Origin of the sequence: Amedibacterium intestinale (assembly GCF_010537335.1) — a bacterium.
Taxonomy (GTDB): Bacteria; Bacillota_I; Bacilli_A; order Erysipelotrichales; family Erysipelotrichaceae; genus Amedibacterium; species Amedibacterium intestinale.
Map to the genome: position 1 here is coordinate 601925 of NZ_AP019711.1, position 12845 is coordinate 614769.

General features: G+C 32.1%; 19 protein-coding genes and 1 pseudogene. 19 read left to right on the forward strand and 1 reads right to left on the reverse strand.

Annotated features, from left to right (window positions below; genetic code table 11):
* The first annotated feature begins 76 nt into the window (after positions 1-76).
* From A9CBEGH2_RS03020 to A9CBEGH2_RS03075, 14 genes and pseudogenes are all read left to right on the forward strand, one after another.
* Entirely contained in the window at positions 77-541 is a 465-nt protein-coding gene (locus tag A9CBEGH2_RS03020) for a GNAT family N-acetyltransferase (RefSeq protein WP_118360922.1), read from the forward strand.
* A gap of 7 nt (positions 542-548) precedes the next feature.
* Positions 549-947, forward strand: coding sequence for a hypothetical protein (locus A9CBEGH2_RS03025; protein WP_115714746.1), 399 nt, complete (start codon positions 549-551; stop codon positions 945-947).
* Positions 948-1065: 118 nt separating this feature from the next.
* On the forward strand, positions 1066-1482 hold the full coding sequence (locus A9CBEGH2_RS03030) for an arsenate reductase ArsC (protein ID WP_115714747.1): 417 nt from the start codon (positions 1066-1068) through the stop codon (positions 1480-1482).
* 127 nt (positions 1483-1609) lie between these two features.
* Positions 1610-2122, forward strand: a complete 513-nt coding sequence (locus A9CBEGH2_RS03035) for a GNAT family N-acetyltransferase (protein ID WP_115714748.1) — start codon at positions 1610-1612, stop codon at positions 2120-2122.
* A 182-nt stretch (positions 2123-2304) separates the two neighbouring features.
* Complete coding sequence (locus tag A9CBEGH2_RS03040; protein WP_115714749.1) at positions 2305-2721, forward strand: pyridoxamine 5'-phosphate oxidase family protein; 417 nt, start codon at positions 2305-2307, stop codon at positions 2719-2721.
* Positions 2722-2781: 60 nt separating this feature from the next.
* Positions 2782-2910 carry a hypothetical protein gene (locus A9CBEGH2_RS12485; protein WP_232057304.1) on the forward strand — a complete coding sequence of 43 codons (129 nt, stop codon included), beginning with the start codon at positions 2782-2784 and terminating at the stop codon, positions 2908-2910.
* 91 nt (positions 2911-3001) lie between these two features.
* Positions 3002-3541, forward strand: a complete 540-nt coding sequence (locus tag A9CBEGH2_RS03045) for a DUF1697 domain-containing protein (protein ID WP_115714750.1) — start codon at positions 3002-3004, stop codon at positions 3539-3541.
* Between the two features lie 32 nt (positions 3542-3573).
* Positions 3574-3639: pseudogene (locus tag A9CBEGH2_RS03050) on the forward strand (TfoX/Sxy family protein); the annotation flags it as partial.
* Positions 3640-3710: 71 nt separating this feature from the next.
* Positions 3711-4106, forward strand: coding sequence for an SRPBCC family protein (locus tag A9CBEGH2_RS03055; RefSeq protein ID WP_118277757.1), 396 nt, complete (start codon positions 3711-3713; stop codon positions 4104-4106).
* Between the two features lie 27 nt (positions 4107-4133).
* Positions 4134-4691, forward strand: coding sequence for a DUF3795 domain-containing protein (locus A9CBEGH2_RS03060; RefSeq protein ID WP_163104243.1), 558 nt, complete (start codon positions 4134-4136; stop codon positions 4689-4691).
* Positions 4691-4852, forward strand: coding sequence for a hypothetical protein (locus tag A9CBEGH2_RS12335; protein WP_164503360.1), 162 nt, complete (start codon positions 4691-4693; stop codon positions 4850-4852). The genes A9CBEGH2_RS03060 and A9CBEGH2_RS12335 overlap by 1 nt, the downstream gene beginning before the upstream one ends.
* Before the next feature lie 30 nt (positions 4853-4882).
* A complete protein-coding gene (locus tag A9CBEGH2_RS03065) occupies positions 4883-5395 on the forward strand; it encodes a zeta toxin family protein (protein ID WP_115714752.1) in 513 nt (170 codons plus the stop codon).
* A gap of 233 nt (positions 5396-5628) precedes the next feature.
* Positions 5629-6960 (forward strand): MBOAT family O-acyltransferase, encoded by a 1332-nt coding sequence (locus A9CBEGH2_RS03070; protein ID WP_232057305.1) that lies wholly within the window; start codon positions 5629-5631, stop codon positions 6958-6960.
* 11 nt (positions 6961-6971) lie between these two features.
* Positions 6972-7409 (forward strand): hypothetical protein, encoded by a 438-nt coding sequence (locus tag A9CBEGH2_RS03075; RefSeq protein WP_163104244.1) that lies wholly within the window; start codon positions 6972-6974, stop codon positions 7407-7409.
* Between the two features lie 72 nt (positions 7410-7481).
* Here the strand turns inward: A9CBEGH2_RS03075 and A9CBEGH2_RS03080 are convergent, their stop codons facing one another.
* Positions 7482-9224, reverse strand: a complete 1743-nt coding sequence (locus tag A9CBEGH2_RS03080; protein ID WP_118277053.1) for an IS1634 family transposase — start codon at positions 9222-9224, stop codon at positions 7482-7484.
* A gap of 129 nt (positions 9225-9353) precedes the next feature.
* Between A9CBEGH2_RS03080 and A9CBEGH2_RS03085 the strand changes: the two genes are divergently transcribed.
* From A9CBEGH2_RS03085 to scpB, 5 genes are all read left to right on the forward strand, one after another.
* Positions 9354-9818 carry a GDSL-type esterase/lipase family protein gene (locus tag A9CBEGH2_RS03085; RefSeq protein WP_163104245.1) on the forward strand — a complete coding sequence of 155 codons (465 nt, stop codon included), beginning with the start codon at positions 9354-9356 and terminating at the stop codon, positions 9816-9818.
* Complete coding sequence (locus tag A9CBEGH2_RS03090; protein ID WP_115714755.1) at positions 9815-10312, forward strand: RNA polymerase sigma factor; 498 nt, start codon at positions 9815-9817, stop codon at positions 10310-10312. Before A9CBEGH2_RS03085 ends, A9CBEGH2_RS03090 begins: the two co-directional genes overlap by 4 nt.
* Positions 10299-11186, forward strand: coding sequence for an RsiV family protein (locus A9CBEGH2_RS03095; RefSeq protein WP_115714756.1), 888 nt, complete (start codon positions 10299-10301; stop codon positions 11184-11186). The genes A9CBEGH2_RS03090 and A9CBEGH2_RS03095 overlap by 14 nt, the downstream gene beginning before the upstream one ends.
* Positions 11187-11526: 340 nt before the next feature.
* Complete coding sequence (locus A9CBEGH2_RS03100; RefSeq protein WP_115714757.1) at positions 11527-12270, forward strand: segregation and condensation protein A; 744 nt, start codon at positions 11527-11529, stop codon at positions 12268-12270.
* Complete coding sequence (scpB, locus tag A9CBEGH2_RS03105) at positions 12257-12805, forward strand: SMC-Scp complex subunit ScpB (protein ID WP_115714758.1); 549 nt, start codon at positions 12257-12259, stop codon at positions 12803-12805. Before A9CBEGH2_RS03100 ends, scpB begins: the two co-directional genes overlap by 14 nt.
* The last annotated feature ends 40 nt before the right edge of the window (positions 12806-12845 follow it).

The window sequence follows — 12845 nt, forward strand, 5'->3', positions numbered from 1 at the left end:
AAGCAGTGCATGCTGCTTTTTTTGTTGTGGTGGAATAATCATGCTATAATATGGATAAAGAATTTAAAAAAGGAGCATGAACGTGATAAGGGAAATATTAGATAAGGAAGAGAAAAAGAGAATTTCTCGCAAAATACTAGAAGCACTTCCTAATTGGTTTGGAATTAAAGAGGCAAGAGAGGAATATATTTCAGATTGTGAAAGCCAGTATTTTTTTGCGGCAGAAAAAGATAGAGAGGCAATTGGATTTCTATGCCTGAAACAAACGGGAAAAGATACGGTTGAAGTAAGCGTGATGGGTATTTTACCAGAATTTCACCGACAGGGAATAGGAAAGGAATTATTTGCACTCGCAAGACAATATGCACTGGAAAAAGGATTCTCTTTTATGCAGGTTAAGACCGTACAAATGGGATGTTATGATATTTATGATGATACAAATAAATTTTATAAAAGTCTTGGTTTTAAAGAGTTTGAAGTGTTTCCTACTTTATGGGATGAATGGAATCCCTGTCAAATATACGTAATGTATTTAGGATAGAAAATGAATGTTACAGGTTATGGTTAGTGGAGGAAATGTTATGGAAACGAATATCCTTATGGTATTTATTGTGAATGCAGTATATCTTGCGATATGGTATGCAGTATATAAAATACGAACTTCAAAACGTAAAGAATTGCGTATATGGGATAATGGCTATGAATTTTTTGATTCTTTAGATGATGGAGTTAAAGAACGATACTGGAAAGAAGATACAAAAATCATCCATACGTTTTTTATCATATTTTTATTTTTCCTTGAAATAACTCTTTTTCTATACTATATCGACTCCACAAAACTGTACTGGATCATAAGTTTAAGTATTGGAATCGTGGCTTCTGTAGGTGTGGCAATGATTTTAAGTGTAAAACTGCAAAAGAAATTTCGTAGTAGAGAAAAGAAGTAAGTCTATCGTTTTACCATATTTCTTATAGCAATAGAAGTAGGTAGTTTATATTGACAGATGATGTCATCGAATATATGAAGCATATATCAAAAAAATTTGATGGAGGCCTAAAGATACGATGAAAAAAGATGTAGTGAAAGTTGCATTTGTATGTGTGCATAATTCCTGTCGCAGTCAAATTGCCGAGGCGCTGGGAAAACGGTTGGCTTGTGATGTGTTTGAAAGTTATTCTGCTGGAACAGAAACAAAACCGCAAATCAATCAGGATGCTGTGCGTTTAATGAAACAAAAGTATCAGATTGACATGGAAAAAACGCAGTACTCCAAACTTTTATCAGATATTCCACCAGTGGATGTTGTGATTACAATGGGATGCAATGTAGATTGTCCAAACCTTCCATGCAAATACAGAGAAGATTGGGGATTGGAAGATCCTACGGGGAAAAGTGATGAAGAGTTTGCATATACAATAGAGCAAATTCATACAAAAATTATAGAATTATCCAAAAGAATACAGGAATATATATCCGTATAAGATAGTTTGCTTCAGTATAAAAGGCTAGTCATAATGATTGGCCTTTTTAATATATGTGATTGATAATCAAATCCAGTTTAATTATAATGTATATAAATAAAAATAAAAGTTCTGGGAGATTTGTATAATGAAAAAAAGCAAAGAGATAAAAACAAAAAGACTACTTTTAAAATCATTCGATAGCACTGACTTTGAAGTAATGAAATCACTTTTATGTAATAATGAGATTAGTAAGACTTATATGATTCCTACTTTTTCTTCAGAGGAAGAAGTGATTAAATTGTTTCGTACTTTAAAAGATTTTTCAACTTCAGATGATCATTTTGTATACGGTATCTATTATAGAGGTAACTTGATAGGTTTCATAAATGATACAGAAACAGATGCTGAATTGATAGAAGTTGGATATGTAATTAGCCCTGATATGAAAAATCAAGGATTTGCAACAGAAGCTCTAATATCAGCTATTCAGGAGCTTTTCAGAATGGGGTATTTTGTTGTAAGAGCAGGTTGTTTTGAAAGCAATATAGCTAGTAAAAGAGTAATGGAGAAAAGTGGAATGCAACTTATTGATAAGACGGAAGATGTTGAATATAGAGGCGAATTACATCACTGTATTTATTTTGAAATAAAACAGTAATACAGAGATTTGCGGGTAAAAAAGACCATCAATTAAAATACTATCTTACTTTTTAGTTATGTTTAAATATAGATGTTCCTAAATGATTGTTTTCTTTTATGAAGTTGAAACAGCGTTTTAATGGTATAATTTTTATGAAAAGTTACATAAAACATAATTTATAAAAGATGAGGAGATAGTTTATGAAAAAATGGAGTGAAGAAGCTGAAAAGATAATGGTAGAGCGGTTTGGAAAAGATACTGTCATGGCACTTGCAACGATTGACAATGCTATTCCTTATGTGCGATATGTAGATGCTTATTATGAAGATGGTTGTTTTTATATCATAACTCATGCTCTTTCTAATAAAATGCAGCAAATAAAAAACAATCCTATTGTTTCGATTGCAGGTGAATGGTTTACAGCACATGGAAAAGGAATGAATATGGGGTATTTTTGTAAAAAAGAAAATCAAAGAATAGCAGAAAAATTAAAACATGTTTTTTCAGACTGGATTGATAATGGACATAATGATTTTAGTGATACAAATACGATTATTCTATGTATTGAAATAAGTGATGGAGTATTGTTTTCTCATGGAAAAAGATATGAAATTTAAACATGAAATATTCTTTTATTTGGAGATAACTATATCAAATGTCCTTATTGTGAAAAAGAAATGCAGAGTGGTTATATTCCAACAGATAATATACCTGCACAGTGGCTTCCTGATGGGAAAAGACAAAGTTTATTAAAAATTGCATACGCAAAAGATTGTATAAAATTATTGAAGAAAATGGAATTCTAGGGCATCATGCAAAAGCGGATTATTGTGATAAATGTGGCATTATTTTATTAAAGGAAGAACGATAAGAGAAAATCTGGAGGTTTTTATAGCGATGAAAAGATATGCTGCTTTCTTGCGAGGAATTAATATAAGCGGGAAAAACAAGGTGCCAATGGCAGAATTAAAGAAAAGGTTTGAGAAACTTTCATTTAAAGAGGTTAAAACCTATTTAAACAGCGGCAATGTGTTATTTTCTAGTGAAGAAGAAAATATACCTGAGTTTGTAGAACAAATCGAGGGAATGATAAAACAGCAGTTTGGTTTAACTATCCCTGTTTTAGTAATAACAATAGAAAATCTAAAGGATATTTTAAATCATGCCCCTAACTGGTGGGGAAATGATAACAAAGAAATTTATGATAATTTAATATTTATTATGCCGCCTGCAAAATTTTCAGATGTATATGCTGCTATTGGTGAACCTAAAAAAGAACTGGAAAAAATAGAGAATTATAAAGATGTGATATTCTGGTCTTTTTATCGTAAAGATTATCAAAAAACAAATTGGTGGTCTAAGACAGCAAATGCAGGTATAAGCATAAAACTAACAATAAGAACAGCGAATACGATTAGAAAAATAGTGGGGATGTAGTTATATAGAGAACAAGTAGTTAAGGAGGGACTATGGCTTCAAGCAAAGAATATTTACAATTTATTTTAGGACAGTTGTCGGAATTAGAAGAAATTACATAAAAACGAAAAAAAGAAATAAATAAGATCCTGTTTGTTGAAAAAAGTGAGTATTGAACGGAGGTGAAAAAATGATAACTTCGTATATGAAAGATATTATAGATAGTGATATTCATAAGGTTTGGGAAACTATTTTAGCAGTTGATAAGTATAGTGCATGGCGAAGTGATGTAAGTAAAACAGAAATCATAGATGATCATAAATTTATTGAATATAACAATGAGGGTTATGCTACTACCTTTACAACTACGTTTATAGAGCCATATAAACGATGGGAATTCGATATGGAAAATAGTAATATAAAAGGACATTGGACAGGAATTTTTACTTGCGTTGATAAGAAAACGCAAATTGATTTTACAGAAGATGTAATTTGTAAAAAATGGTTTATGAAGCTATTTGTAAAATCATACTTGAAGAAACAACAGACACAATTTGTTTTAGATCTAAAACGAATACTAAAATAATCAGCTGGAATCAAGAGGAGTTCTGTCATGAAAGAATTTAAAAGGAAAAATCAATTGCTGTCTCTTTGTGGATTAAACTGCGGGCTTTGTCCAATGTTTTTAGGAAAGTACTGCGGTGGTTGTGGAAACGGTAAATCCTCGTGTAAAATTGCCAAGTGCAGTCTTGAACATGGAAACATTGAATATTGTTTTGAATGTAAGAATTATCCTTGTGCACATTATCAATATGTCGATGAATACGACTCCTTTATTACGCATAAACATCAAAAAAAAGACTTAAAAAAAGCGCAACGCATTGGGATTAAACAATACAATCTTGAACAGAAAGAAAAAATACAAATTCTATCTTATTTACTTTCTAACTATAACGATGGACGCAGAAAAAATTTCTTTTGCATAGCGGTCAATCTGCTGGAAGTATCTGAATTACAGGAAGTCATGAAGCTTCTGCAATCGAATGTGGAATTGTCTTTGTTACCTGCAAAAGAACGATCCTTGTATGTTGTAAATGCAATGAAAGAAATTGCCGAAAGAAGAAATATCGAGGTAAGGTTAAGAAGGAAATCAAGAAAGGATGATGTGTGATGAAGGATAAAAATATTTGGATGATTGCTGGAATTATAATTTATATTTTCCTATCTGGAATCGATCGATTTGTATATAGAATCCCTAATATCATTTATATTCCAGTGGCAATTTTTGGTATGTTCTTAATATTCGCAGGAGTTTTTAAAAAGAAAAACTAAATAAATAAAGTGTATATGGAGGATTAGAAGATGGTTGTATTGATAACAGGAGCATCACACACAGGGAAGACGTTGCTTGCGCAAAAACTGTTAGAAAAATATAAATACCCATATGTATCAATAGATCATATAAAGATGGGTTTGATTCGTAGTGGATATACCAATCTTACAGTGGAAGATGATAGTGAACTTACACACTATTTGTGGCCGATAGTTCGCGAGATGATAAAAACTGCGATAGAAAATAAACAGAATCTTATTGTGGAGGGGATTTATATTCCTTTTGATTGGACAAAGGATTTTGATAAGGAATATCTGAAACATATAAAATACTTTTGTCTTGTTATGAGTGAGAAGTATATAAAACATCATTTTGACAGTATAAAGAAATATGCAAACAGTATTGAATACCGTATGGATGATGAAGGATGCACAATAGAAAGTGTTTTAGAAGATAATGCTTATTTTTTACAAAATGCCAAGAAATACAATTTGAATATCGTCTTTATTGATGATACGTATGAAATAAATGTTGAACTATGATCACCGTTAATGGAAATCGAATATAAGTTGGAAAGGTTAGTCGGAGTGATTAACCTTTTTTCGTATTATAAAATGTAATAAATACAAAATAAGAAATAAAACAAATAATATTGTCACTTTTTGCGTTATTCTTTCATCTATTATATGTAACGTCGAAAGGAGTATATCACATGGTTTTTAGCAGTTTACAATTTATATTTATTTTTCTACCCATCTTTTTTGGGTGTTACTATATGGTGCCTAATCGTAATAAAAATTATATTTTACTCATTGGAAGCTTGTGTTTTTATTTTGTTGGAACGATAAACAATCCAGAATACTTAATACTTTTTATTATAAGTATCCTGATAGATTACATAGTAGCTTTAGGGATAGAAAAGCATGTTAAGTATAAAAAAATAATATTACTTACAGGGATTTTCTTTCATGTTGGCAGTCTTGTTGTTTTTAAATATTTAGGGTTTGTTTTGATGGAATTAAGCAAGCAGATGGAAAGTTTTAACTTTACAAAGAATATCGTTCTTCCTATTGGTATTTCATTTTATACTTTCCAAGGTATTTCTTATATTGTTGATGTATATCGAGGAAATATAAAGGCAGAAAGAAGTCTTCTGCATTATGCAGTTTATATCGCTATGTTTGAACAGTTGATTGCCGGTCCCATCGTTACGTATAAGCAGGTTAGAAAGGAATTATATGTCAAAAAAATTAATCGCTTATCTGTAATGGAGGGAATAGGTACATTTATTATCGGACTTGGATTAAAGGTTCTTCTTGCGAATCCGATTGGTAAATTGTGGACGCAAACCTGTGCAATTGGTTTTGAAAGTATCTCTACTCCACTTGCATGGTTATCTATATTTGCGTTTACGTTTCAAATTTATTTTGATTTTTGGGGATATTCTTTAATGGCAATTGGACTTGGAAAAATGCTGGGCTTTCAACTTCCTAAAAATTTTGATTATCCCTATTTAAGCCTAAGTATGACACAGTTTTGGAGAAGGTGGCATATGACACTAGGTTCCTGGTTTAAAGAGTATGTGTATATCCCATTAGGCGGAAATCGAAAGGGATTTATAAAAACCATTAGAAATTTAATGATTGTGTGGCTGTTAACAGGGATTTGGCATGGAGCAGGATATAATTTTATTTTGTGGGGTGCCGTGCTGTTTATTATTTTGGTTATAGAAAAATTCTTTATTGGAAAGTGGCTGCATCGTTATTCGATGGCAGGACATCTTTATATGTTTATCATAATTCCGCTAACCTGGGCAGTTTTTGCGATTGATGATATAGGGCAGATGGGTGTGTTTTTTACAAGGTTATTTCCGTTTTTATCGCAAGGCATGGAGTCGATTTTTCCAAATGATTACATAAAATACTGGAATTTATACTATCCGTTTTTTATTGCGGGAATCCTTTTTTCAACAAAAATACCGTTTCAATTACTAAAAAAGATCAAAAATAAAACCATTATTACTGTGATATTGCTGCTTGTTTTTCTTGCCTGTACATATTGCATGTATAAAGGACTGGATGATCCGTTTTTATATTTTAGATTTTAAGAGGTAACAACATGAAAAAATCAAATTTTATCACCATACTAATATTTGCACTGTTTATTGCAGGAAGTATCTTTGTAATGAACAAAGATTACAATAAAGAAGCTGTACATAAAGTTGTGAAAGAAAACTCTGTAGCGAAAGTTAAAAAACCTGTTTCAAAACCGCAAAAGAAAAAAGAAGAAAAGAAGCAGGACAAAGTGGAAGAGGATAAGAAACAGGTTTCCAGTTTTTCTATGCAAAATACACTGTTTATTGGAGATTCCAGAACAGTAGGGTTAATGGAATATGGAAAAATGAAAGAACCAGATTTTTTCTGCAGTGTAGGTATGAGTGTTTTTAATATATATGATGATGCACTTAGTGTTCCTAAAGTAGGAAATGTAACCTTATCACAATTATTAACGAATAAAAAGTATGATAAAATATACATTCTCGTCTTTGACAGTTAGAAAGCGAAAAAAGTGCATTAAAGACTTTAGAATTAAGCTTTTTTGCACTTTTTGTCTTTGTAACGAATTGTGCTATATATGATGTTCTTTTGTGTATTTGATAATATTTCTCATTGTGGATCGTTTTATTATTTCTCTGTCTGTTTCAAAACCAAACAACTCATGCAGTAAATCTGTTAAATCTGTTCGTGTGTAAGAAGGTATATATCCTAATCCTTCTTTTAATTTTGTTACGTTCATCTTTCTCAATGTATCTATTATTTGTTCAGATGTATATTTTTTCTCTAATTTATATTCTAATATTCGATATATCAGAAGGGACAAGAAACAAATCAGGAAATGCGCTTTGATCCTGTCTTCTCTTTGCAGATAGATTGGTCGTGCATCAAAATCCGTTTTCATTATTCTAAAGCACTCTTCGATCTGCCATCTGCGTTTGTTGATAGCGATGATCTCCGCTACATCACCTTCCATATCTGTGCTTACCGCATAGAAACCATCATACATTGCTTCTTTATCTATAGCCTCCTGATCGATTTCGTAGATTTCTTCTTCTGCTACTTCTCCATTCGCTGTGATGGAAGTCCTCTTTGTAAATCTGCTTGGATCATTCGGATTTTTTCTATTCTTTTTGATTTTTCCATTTTTACTTATCATGTTTTTTGCTCTGTCTATCTGCCCTTGTCTTATCTTTTCCTGATAAGCTTTATATTTTGGAGAATAGGTAACGATAAGAGTTTCCGATATCTTTTTAGATTCTATAGGTACTTCTTTATAATAGATGGATTCATATACCTCTGGGTCATTTTCATCAAGATCTTTCAAATCAATGAATGTGCTGCTTCCTACTTTTCGATATTGTTTCGTATTTAAAGCGATATCTCTATCTTCTTTCTTTAATTTTTTTAATGACTGTGTAATGACATAGGATCTTCCTCCTATATCATTGAACAGTTTGTTATTCTGTGATGCCAGTCCACTGTCTGAGCAGTAGATGAATTCGGAACAGTCGAAATCCTGAATAACTTTATGTTCTAATGGTTTCAAGGATTTCTGTTCGTTTTGATTTCCGGGAAAGATATCAAAAGCTAAAGGGAAACCATCTCCATCCATGAATAACCCCATGCCTACGATAGGATTTGGACGATGTTCTTTGCTTTTTCCGTATTTTTTAAGTTCATCTTCTTGTTCGATTTCAAAGTAATAGTTCGTACAGTCATAATAAAGAACTTTTGTGTTTCTTTTATGAAGAAAGTTAGAATTTCGATAAACTTCCGCCTGTATGTAATCAGATTCCTCGGCCAATATAGATAAGGAACGATAGATATCCTGTAATTTATACTTTGGCTGTTCCAGCAGAGAATGAGCGAAAGAGAAAGAAGAGCGTTTACTGGAAGGATATAGAACACGAGCGTAGACAAGATCGCAGAGGATGCGATGGATATCATATTCGAATTTATGATGATTCTTAATATTACGACAAATATTGTCAAAATGAAGATTGGAACAGATGGATTGAAGGAATAGGTAGCCAACATTAAATAACAAAACTTCATTTTTTTTGATTTTTTTGTCGCTAGAGAAAGGTATGAGAACAGGTGCAGTATCCTGTTGATGGGATAAAGTGTCCTTTTTAGCTTCAGAACGAGCCCATTCCAATAATTTTTCTTCATTATTATCAAATTGAGGAAGCAGGTCATTTAATCGACCAAGCTTTCTAAAAATGCGACTAGAAGTTTTACCATTGTTTTTGCGATAAGAACTCATAATATAAATGCTTTTGGAATTGCCAGTGCCATTGATTGCAACGTACATATTCATCACCCAATATAATAATAACACATATAGCACAATATAGCACATAATAGAACATAAAATTTGACAAAAAAAGTAAAAGAAAAGCGCCTGTTTAAAGCGCCATAGTAAATTTATGAAATTTTATATGTGTCAAACTCCCGTGTTCCTAAAGTAGGAAATGTAACCTTATCACAATTATTAACGAATAAAAAGTATGATAAAATATACATTATGCTGGGAGTTAATGAGATGGGATATCGCTTTGATAAGATAATAGAAAAATATAAAGAATTACTTTCTTTTATAAAGCAGAAACAACCGGATACAACAATTTTTCTTCAGGCAAATTTACATGTGACAGGCGAGCGTTCTAATAGTGATGATACGTTTAATAATCACTCCATAAATAAACTGAATAAGGCTCTTTCCAAGATGGCGGATAATAAAAAGATTTATTATTTAGATGTAAATCCTATATTTGATGATGAAAACGGAAATTTATCAGCAGATAAATCAGAAGATAACACACATCTTTATGCCAAATATTATGAAGTTTGGGGAAAGTGGATTGTTTCACAGAGTGCTTCGCTTACAAAGGAGGAATTACATTGAATATAAAGGAGGAGTTTTGTGAAAATATTCGACTTTATGAAAAATCTATGTATCATTTGGCATATTCTATTGTAAGAAATGATGCCGATGCCAGCGAAATTATCAGTGAATCGATATATCGGGCCTATAAAAACTATGGAAGTTTAAAAAATAAAAAAGCTTTTAAAACATGGATTCTTCGAATTGTACACAATACGGCAGTAGAAATGATTAGAAAAAATGCAAAATTTATAACGATGGATGAAATAAAAGAAGATATTGGAGGAAGTATCAAACATGACATAACAACCAAAATTACAGTAAGAGAAGCAGTGGAAAGTTTGAAACAGCCATATCGAACAGTGACCGTTTTGTTTTATTATGAAAATTTATCACTTTCTCAGATTGCACATATTACTAACACCAATATCATAGCGGTGAAGAAGCAATTATCTCGTGCCAGGAAAAAACTCTTGGAAATTTTGAAGGAGGACTTCATGTATGAAAAAATTTGATACTTACCTTAGACATAAAATATCAAAAGAACAAAGAGAAGTTTCAAATCTTGTGAAAGATAAAATTGAGGAAACATTGCAGACGCTGCCACAGACAACACCGAATGAAAAAAAATCCCTCCATCTTCCACGATTTGCATTTGCGGCAGGATGTTTGGTGTTTGTGATGGTATTCCTGCTTCCCAATGTAAGTGTCGTATATGCCGATACGATGGAAAAAGTTCCATTTATTGGGGATATCATCCATGTTGTTACGATCAGGAATTATTTCTATTCTGATGACAAACATGAAATGGATATTAAAGTGCCAAAAGTTGAACATGAAAACAGCAGCGCATTAGATTCTATAAATGAGGAAATAACAGAATTAACGGATACTGTTTTAAAACGGTTTTATGCAGATCTGGAACAAATCAAAGATAAGGGACACAGCTCTGTTTATGTTGATTATAATGTAGTTACCAATACGGATTTTTGGTTTACCTTGAAGATACAGGTTGTTGAAGCAGCGGGAAGTGGAAATACATACTATGAATATTATCACTTGGATAAAAGAGCTGATAAAATTATAAAACTAGGGGATATTGTAGAAAAGGAAGCATTTTATGAAGTAGTAGAAAAGGATATAGAAAAGCAAATGCTGCAAAAAATGAAAGAGGATAAAAATTTGGTATACTGGGTAAAAGATGCTACTTTTGGAGACTGTGTTTCGATTGATTCCAAGCATAATTTTTACTGGGATAAAGAAGGAAATCTTGTGGTGCCATTTGATAAATATGAAGTTTCTCCAGGTTATATGGGTACACCAGAATTTTGTGTCAAAAAAGATATTATAAAGAAATATTTAAAAGATGAGTTTAAAGATATGTTTTAAAAAGTAACTATGTTACTTAAGTAAAAGGTTGGTCATGATGATTGACCTTTTAATTTTGATGGTGTAGCTAAGACACGATAGAAGAAAGGAGGTGTTATGATGTGCAATAGGTAAACCTTGTGGAACAATGGATTCATCTTATGAAAAAAACAAAAAGTAGTAACGAATTGACATGAAAAATACAAGAATTAGCTATGTATCGCTTATGAAAAGATAAGGCAGGATTTATCATTTATTAGTTTTCTAATACGTTTTATCTTCAATTCAAGGCGAATTTCCGTTATTTTTCCTACAAAAAGATAGGAAATCTTGTTATAATATGCTTTGCGAGGTGAATTTTATGGCATTTACAATTACAATTGAACAGTTTGAAGGTCCTTTGGATTTAATGCTGCATCTAATTAAAGAAAATAAACTTGACCTGTTTGATTTGGATATGAATTTGCTAAGTGAACAATATTTACAATATTTAAATGCCATGGAATCCATGCATCTGGAAATTGCCAGTGAATATCTTGCAGAGCTTGCAGGGTTGCTGGAATATAAAAGTAAAAAACTTCTTCCAAGAGAAAAAGTAGAAATAGAAGAAGAGTATGAAGAAGATCAAAGAGAACGTCTTGTGAAAAGGCTTTTAGAATATCAGCGTTATAAAGAAGTTAGTGCCGATTTTGAAAAGAAATATGAAGAGCGACAGCTTTTGATGAGCAAACCAATCAGTGAAGAAACAAATAAATGGATGAAAACTTCTATTGAAAAGAAACTGGAAGGAAATCCTTATGATCTGATCAAAGCGATGAATAAAGTGCTTCGCCGTATGGCATTGGCACACCCGATAGAAACTCGTATGACTGTAAAAGAGTTGTCTAGTGATGAGCGTATCTTGCAAATAAAAAAACGTTTAGAGGGGTTTGTAGGAAAAATGAACTTTGAACAGCTTTGCAGTGACTGTACAGATTTGCATATGGTTATCGTTACCTTTCTTTCTATATTGGATTTAATTAAACATAAGGAAATCACCTTTACGGTAGATGAAGAAGAAACGATTTGGATTATTAAAGGAGAAAACAGTTATGGAGAAGTATAAACAAATACTGGAAGGACTTCTTTTTTTAAGTGGGGATGAAGGCCTTTGCATGACGCAGCTGTTAGGGGTGTTTCAAGATGAATTAACGCAAGAAACACTGGAAACACTGCTTGATGAAATGATGAAAGAATATATGGAGCAGGCAAGAGGATTTGAGCTTGTTTGTTATGGGGGCGTATATAAACTGGTATCAAAGGCAATCGTACATCCATATGCGGAAAAGTTATTCTCTAAAATTCATGTGGCAACGTTATCGAATGCAGCTATGGAAACTCTGGCCATCATTGCTTACAAACAGCCAATTACAAGAGCTGAGGTTGAAGAAATTCGTGGTGTAAACTGCGATATGATGGTGCGTAAGCTAATGGCTAGAAACTTGATTAAAGAATGTGGAAGAAGTGATGCACCGGGAAGACCTTTTTTATATGAAGTTACAGAAGAGTTTATGGATACTTTTAAACTTGAAAGTTTAAAGGAATTGCCGGAATTGCCGGAATTTAAAGAAGAAACAGAAGAAGAACTGTTCGTAGAATAGTTCTTCTTTTTCTTTTTGTCTCATATATTTTTGAATGGTG